This window comes from Thiohalorhabdus sp., assembly GCF_036628635.1.
GTDB lineage: Bacteria > Pseudomonadota > Gammaproteobacteria > Thiohalorhabdales > Thiohalorhabdaceae > Thiohalorhabdus.
Genome location: NZ_JAZKRM010000075.1, coordinates 1 through 6,439 on the forward strand (window position 1 = coordinate 1; position 6,439 = coordinate 6,439).

General features: G+C 66.2%; 4 protein-coding genes. 1 reads left to right on the forward strand and 3 read right to left on the reverse strand.

All coding sequences use genetic code 11. The features are described 5' to 3' along the window. From V5A19_RS13280 to V5A19_RS13290, 3 genes are all read right to left on the reverse strand, one after another. The coding region (locus V5A19_RS13280; protein ID WP_332327915.1) for an ATP-binding protein at window positions 1-3,199 on the reverse strand (3,199 nt) is incomplete at its 3' end. Window positions 3,200-3,225: 26 nt separating this feature from the next. After that, the gene (locus V5A19_RS13285) at window positions 3,226-4,005 is read right to left on the reverse strand and encodes a ParA family protein (protein ID WP_332319835.1); all 780 of its coding nucleotides are present in this window, start codon (window positions 4,003-4,005) and stop codon (window positions 3,226-3,228) included. 41 nt (window positions 4,006-4,046) lie between these two features. Continuing rightward, window positions 4,047-4,868 carry a chemotaxis protein CheW gene (locus V5A19_RS13290; RefSeq protein ID WP_332327916.1) on the reverse strand — a complete coding sequence of 274 codons (822 nt, stop codon included), beginning with the start codon at window positions 4,866-4,868 and terminating at the stop codon, window positions 4,047-4,049. A 411-nt stretch (window positions 4,869-5,279) separates the two neighbouring features. Here V5A19_RS13290 and V5A19_RS13295 point away from each other — a divergent pair. Next, a partial coding sequence (locus V5A19_RS13295) for a HAMP domain-containing protein (protein ID WP_332327917.1) occupies window positions 5,280-6,439 on the forward strand: 1,160 nt, incomplete at its 3' end.

Below are 6,439 nucleotides of genomic sequence, written 5' to 3' on the forward strand. Positions count from 1 at the left end.
GCACCCGGCTCATGCCGAACAGCTCGGTCATCTGCAGGATGGGCAGGATCTCGCCCTCGCGCTGATAGACCCGCTGGCCACGAACCGTGGTAACCTTACCCGGCTCGAAGTCCAGGGTTTCCTTGACGGTCTCCAAGGGAATGGCGAAGTGCTCCGGCCCGATCTGAACGATCAAGGTCTGTTGAATCGACAGCGTCAGCGGCAGGCGGATGCGTACCGTAGTGCCCTGACCCATCTCCGAGTCCAGCTCGATGGAGCCCTTGAGCTCCTCCACGTTGGACCGGACCACGTCCATGCCCACGCCGCGCCCGGAGATGTCGCTGACCTGCTCCGCGGAGGAGAAGCCTGGCGAGAAGATCAGCTGCTGGGCCTCGCGGTCGGCCATCTGCTCCGCCTCGTTGGCGTCGACAATGCCCCGCTCCACCGCCTTCTGGCGTAGCTTGTCGGCGGACAGCCCGGCACCGTCGTCGGCAACCTCGATGACCACGAAGTTCTCTTCGTAGTAGGCCTTGAGATCCACCGTGCCGGCCGGATCCTTGCCCTTGGCCTCGCGCTCATCCGGTTCCTCGATGCCGTGATCCACGGAGTTGCGGATGAGATGGACCAGCGGATCCTGAATGGCCTCGATGACGTTGCGATCCAGCTCGGTCTGCTCGCCGCTGATGTTGAGCTGGACCTCCTTGTTGGTCTTGCGGGACAAATCGCGAATGACCCGCTTGAACTTGTTGAAGCTCGCCGCAAGGGAGTGCATCCGGGTCTGCATGACCGCCGACTGTAGGTCGGAGGTAACCAGGTCGAGGCGATGGGCTTCCTCGGAGAGATCCTCGGCCAAACGCTCGTCGTCCGTTTGGGAGGCTACCCGCCGAGCGAGCTCTCGGGTCTGGTTTCGGGTCAGCACCAGCTCGCCGACGAGGTTGAACAACCGGTCCAGGCGCTCCAGGGGGACCCGCAGGGTCTGTCCCTCGTGGGACTGGCCTTCCCCGCCTCCGCCACCGGCATCCTCGCCGCCGGTCTTGGCCGGAGCCGAGCCGCCGCTGCCGGTTTCGCTCCCGGATTCCCGGGCGGCCTCGGCCGGGGCAGCCTCTTCCTGGCCACCCTGGCCGGCGTCCTGGCTCTTGGGGGTCCCGGGCTCTTCGCCCTGGTAATCGGCCCGCAAGTAATGGCGCAACCGGCGAGCGGTATCCTCCATGGCCAGATCATCGCCACCGCCGTTGGCGACCCGGTCCACCACCTGGCGCAGGAGGTCCGTACCGGCCAGAAGATCATCCATCATGCCCGCCGACAGGGGAATCTCGAAGTTCCGCAGGCGGTCCATCACCGATTCCATGGTGTGGGCCATTCCCTGCAGACGCGGCAGGCCGACAAAGCCGGCGGTGCCTTTAATGGTATGGATGGTCCGGAAGGCGCTATGGAGGCGGTCCCCGTCCTCGGGGTTGTCCTCAAGGGCCATGAAATCCTGGTCCAAAGCCTCAAGGCCTTCCCGGGATTCCTCGATGAAGGCGCTTACCAGATCCGGATCGGAATCTTCCGGCAGCTCGGCCACACCCTCCGGCAGGGTCTCCTCGGCGGTTTCTTCTTCGGTTTGGGCCACGTTGGCTTGATCCTGGGTGGGCTCGGGCTCGGGTTCTGGCTCGGCTGGGGCCTGGGCTTCCGGCTCGGGTTCTGGCTCAGCTGGGGTCTCGGCTTCCGGCTCGGGCCCGGGCTCGGCTTCGCTGGTCGCCTCCTCCGCTTCCTCCTCGGGCCCACCGGGCTCTTCGGGGACATGCTTGGCCAGGCGGTGATAAGCATCCTCGGCCGCCTGCTCGTCCTCACCTTCCATCGCCCCCATGGCAGCCTGAAGGTCCTGGACCATGACCTTGTGCAGACGGATATCGAAGGCGGCCAAGCCCTCGAAGATGGCCTGCAGCCGTTGTCCCAGGTCCGCCATCGGGCCGCCCTCTGCCGCCAGCCGCTCGGCGGTAGCAACGGCGGCGCTGCGGGCCTGCTCCAGGAGCTGGGGATCACTGGGGCTGGCGATGAGGCTCTCAAGGGCTGTGCCCAGATCCCCTTCGCCACCGGATGGCGCCACAGCAGCTCCCTCGCCGGCCTCTTCGGCGGATTCGGCCGAATCCTCACCGGAGGCGTGGTCCATAAGGGCCTCCAGCCCGGCAATCAGGGGCGCCGGATCGCCCCCGCGAGCCAGCACCTCGGCACCGGCCTGGAGCCGCTTGCCCAGCTCTTCGCTCCAGGGAAGGCGGCCGGCGGCAAAAGCACCCAGGACATCGCCCATCCGCAGGGCCAGGGTCTCTCGCTCGCCGCTCAGCGCCTCCGATAATTCGTCCAGATTGGCGCCGAGCTCATCCAGGACGGCGCCCTCGCCCTCATCCGACAAAAACCGCTCGCAGTCGGCCAGAACCTGCTCCGGATCCGGGGCGGCCTCTTCTTGGCTTTCGGCGCCGGCCGGAGAACCGCCGCCTTCTTCCGAGCCGACCAAGCGTTCCAGCCGGGGGATGACCTCCGAGGCGCCCTCCCCGTCATCGGCTGTCAGTGCCTGAGCACCCGCGAGCAAAGGCTGCTGAACCTCGTCGTCCCAATCCAGATGCCCCTCGGCGAAGGCGCCCAGGACATCCCCCATACGGAGGGCCAGGGTCTCGGCCTCCCCGGTAAGGCTTTCGGAGAGGTCGTCCAGCTCCCCCCCGAGCCGATCGAGGGTGGCCCCGTCGCCGGGATCCTCCGCCAGGGCCCGAAGGCCGTCCTCGATGGAGCCGCCGCCGTCCCCGGACTCCCCGCCGCCTCCTTCGGCGGTCTCCGTCTCCAGCAGATGGCGCCGGATTCGGCCTTCCAGCTCCGCTGCCGGACGCTCGGGCGTCGTTCCCTGGAGCAGGGCTTCCAGAACGGGGACGGCCTGCTCCAGATCCTGATACATGACCCGGTGCAGGCGGATATCGAAGTTGGCCATCTGCCGGAAAAGCGCCTCCAGCGCTCGAACCAATCCCCGCACGGGCTCGTCGAGGCCTTCCTGCTCGCCCAGCTCGCCGAAGCGGCGGGCCAGGTCGTCGTGCAGCTCCGGATCTCCCGGCCGGTTCTGCAGGTCCTCGAGCAGCGCGGACAGGCCGCTTCCCTTATCGCCCCCCTGGGCTTCGGGGTTGAAGAAGCGGGCCATGATGTCCTCGAACCCTTCGGAGTGAGGGCCGGCGCTGAAGTCTCCATTGCCTGGCATGGCTCTTCCTCTCCCGTGCGGGCGCCCTATTCGGCCACCCGACGCTGTTCCGTCTGGTGGCTGGTCAGATAGGCCTCCACCCGCTCCACCATCTGCCAATAGCGTTGAGCAGCTGGGCCCTCGGGCGCCGCCTCGAAGGCGGTTCGTCCCTCCTGGAGCCCCTCGGGGATGGCGCCGTCGTAGGGCACCGGGGGCAGCACCCGCTCCGCCGGCAGGCTGTTACGGGTCCGCTTCAGCCAGCGCTGATGCCAACGCTCGTCATCTCGGACCATGGTCGGCACCACCCCCAGGAAAGCGGGCTGATACTGCAGGTAGCGGCCCATGAACTGGGCGTATTCCAGAGTCTGGATCAAGCCCCGAAATGATAACAGCTCCATCTGAACCGGGGCGATAAGGCCGTCAGCGGCGAAGAAGGCGTTAACGATGATCAGGGACAACGACGGCGGGCAGTCGAAGACCACGGCATCATAGCCGTCCACGCCCTCCAGGAACTGGCGCAGGGCGCTCTCGCGCCGGGGGCGATCCGCCAGCGCGATCTCCAGCTGGGCCAGGGTGCCGTCAGCGAGGAGGGCATCCAGACCGGGGCGAACCTCCGCGAGGCACTGGACCGGATCCGCACCCTCCAGAACGGCATGGTAGAGGGTATAGCGCGGAGTCAGCCGAAAATAGCTGGCCAGCGCCCCTTGCGGGTCCAGATCCACGATGAGCGTGCGGTGCCCCCGCTCGGCCAGGCCCCAGGCCAGGTGAACGGCCGTGGTGGTTTTGCCCGCACCGCCTTTGTGGTTCACCACCGCGAAGGTTCGCATTTAGAAAGGGCTCCCTGCCTTATTGGATGGGCCCAACCGGCTCAATCCAGCCGATAGGCCCGCTCGAGCAGGGCCTCCTGCTCATTGGTAAGGGAGGCGAAGGCCAGACCGTACTGATGGGAATAGCGCCCGCCGGCCAGGCCGCTTGCGGTGCGCCCCCAGCGCACTTCGGCCTGGAGCTCGACCCGGTCCTGGCCCTTGGGGGAGCGCTCCAGAGGCAGGCTCACCTCCTGCCAGGCGCCCTCGGGCAGGTCGCGGTTGCTCTCGAGGCGCACCCCGCCCTTGCTGATGGTGCTCAGATGGGCATCGTACCACTCGTCCCCGTCGAGATCGCGGATACGGACCTCGAGGTCCACGGTCTGGCGGGCGTGGCTACGCTGATCGATGAAGGGGTTTTCGGGAAGCATCTGGGCCAGATCCACCAGCACCACCACGCCGTCCTCGGAGTTGACGATCCCGGTAAGATAGGTGCCGTGCTGGCGCTGGATCTCCGAGTTGGACGGCGGCGACTGCACCTCGTCGCGCTGGATGGCCCGCAGATCGGTGACTTCGTCCACCACGAAGCCAACCAGACGCCAATCCATATCGACCACCAGGATCCGTGACTCGGCGGTATCCTCGTAGAGCCCCAGGCCGAGGAGGATGCGGGTGTCGAGGACGGGGACGATGACCCCGCGCAGGTTCATGAGGCCGCGCAGGCTCTGGGGTGAATCCGGAATGAAGGTGAGATCCCGCTCCAGGAGGGTGTCCACCTCCTTGAGGGCGGTGACATCCACACCGAACAGCTCCTCGCCAAGCCGGAAAAGGAGGTACTTGGCCGCATCAGCGGTATGGGCCTCTTTGGAGATCTGGGCCGTTTCCATGATGCCTATCCATTGTCGCGAGCATGGGCCGATTTGCCTGGGTCTACCCCAAGCAGACCCATTTGCCCCACACCCTACTGTTCTCGACTACAAATTTCGAGTCTTTAGGGCCGGTCAGGGTGACCCCATTGCGTTCGGGGCCTCCCTGGCTATTCAAGTAGGACGAACTAACGGCGAAAAGATAAGGCGGCCCCCGAGACCAAGAGCTTTAACCTAACGGGTCGGGCCTTGGTTTCCTGGGAAAATGGCCCCACAATAGAAACGCAAAGCAAGGGGGGGCAGCCCCACGGACGCTTCCTTGGTCGGAAGCCGGGCCAAAAGGACGCCTTCTAACTTAGGCCATCGGCTCCGGGCCGCCGCAGATCCCGGGTACCGGAGCCCCTCCTCAACCTGCCGCCTCCGAGAGTGACAATGCGCTACCTCCATAGCCTGAGTGCCCGCCTGCAACTGCTAGTTACCACCATTATCGTTATCCTGACCGCGGCCATGCTCTGGCTTCTGGTTTCGGCGCTCAGCTACGAGGACCGCATCTGGGATCAGCGGGTCGAGCGGGTCAACGAGGGCTGGCAGACCCTGCAGCAAGCCACCGCCGGCCGGGTAACGCGATCCCTGAAGGAGCAGTTCGAGGCCGAGGCCCGGGATCTCATGCTTCGTGGCCGCACCCGCGGCGAAGTCGCCGATGCCGTCAAGGAAGGCAGCGAGTCGGCTTTCGGGGACGCCCTCTTCGGTCTCCAGACCCTTCCGGACGTGCCGGCCAATACGCGCTTTGGGGCCTACGATCTCGAGGGCACCACGGACAACGCCTCCATCGCGGGCTCCCTCAACGGGGACCGCACCGCGTGGATGGACAGTCTCATTGGGGAAATGATGACCCTGACAGGCCCCGAGGCCATCGAAGGCGTGACCGGCTTCACCTTGATCGAGGGCCAGCCCTTTTTCACCGCCGCCGGTCTGGTCCATACGGAAACCCGGGAGGACATGCACTGGCAGGGGGCCTTTGGCGTCGCCATTCCCATGGAAGGCTTTCTGGCGGAGGTACGGAATTTCCTGTCCACCGACGAGTTCCCGGCGGCTCTCGCGGTGGTCTCCCCGGACGGCGAGATCCTTCGCCGCCAGGGCGAGCTCGACAGCCAGTTGAGCGATTCCGCTTTCACCAACGGCCAAGGCGGCATCAGCTCGTCGAAAACCCGGCTTATCGACGACGGCCGCCTGGCCCGCACTTTGATCCCCCTCCAGGATGCCGACGGCACGACCAAGGCCTATCTGTCCGCCGTCACCTCCATGGCCACCATCCACTCCGTGCTGGCCGACCGCAGCCGTCTGGAGGCAGCCAAGCTGGAAAACGAGATCTGGGGCGGCGTCATTGCGCTCTTGGTGCTGGCCTTGGGCTCGGGGGCCTTCTTCTGGGTCGCCCGCCAGCATCTGCAACGGCCCATTCAGGCCTTGCGGGCGGAGATGGCCCGGATCGCCGAAAACGACCTGAGCCACCCGGTGGCCCAGACCGAGGCCACCGAGGTCGGGGACCTGCAGGCCGCCACCGAGGACATGCGCATCACCCTCAACAGCCAGAT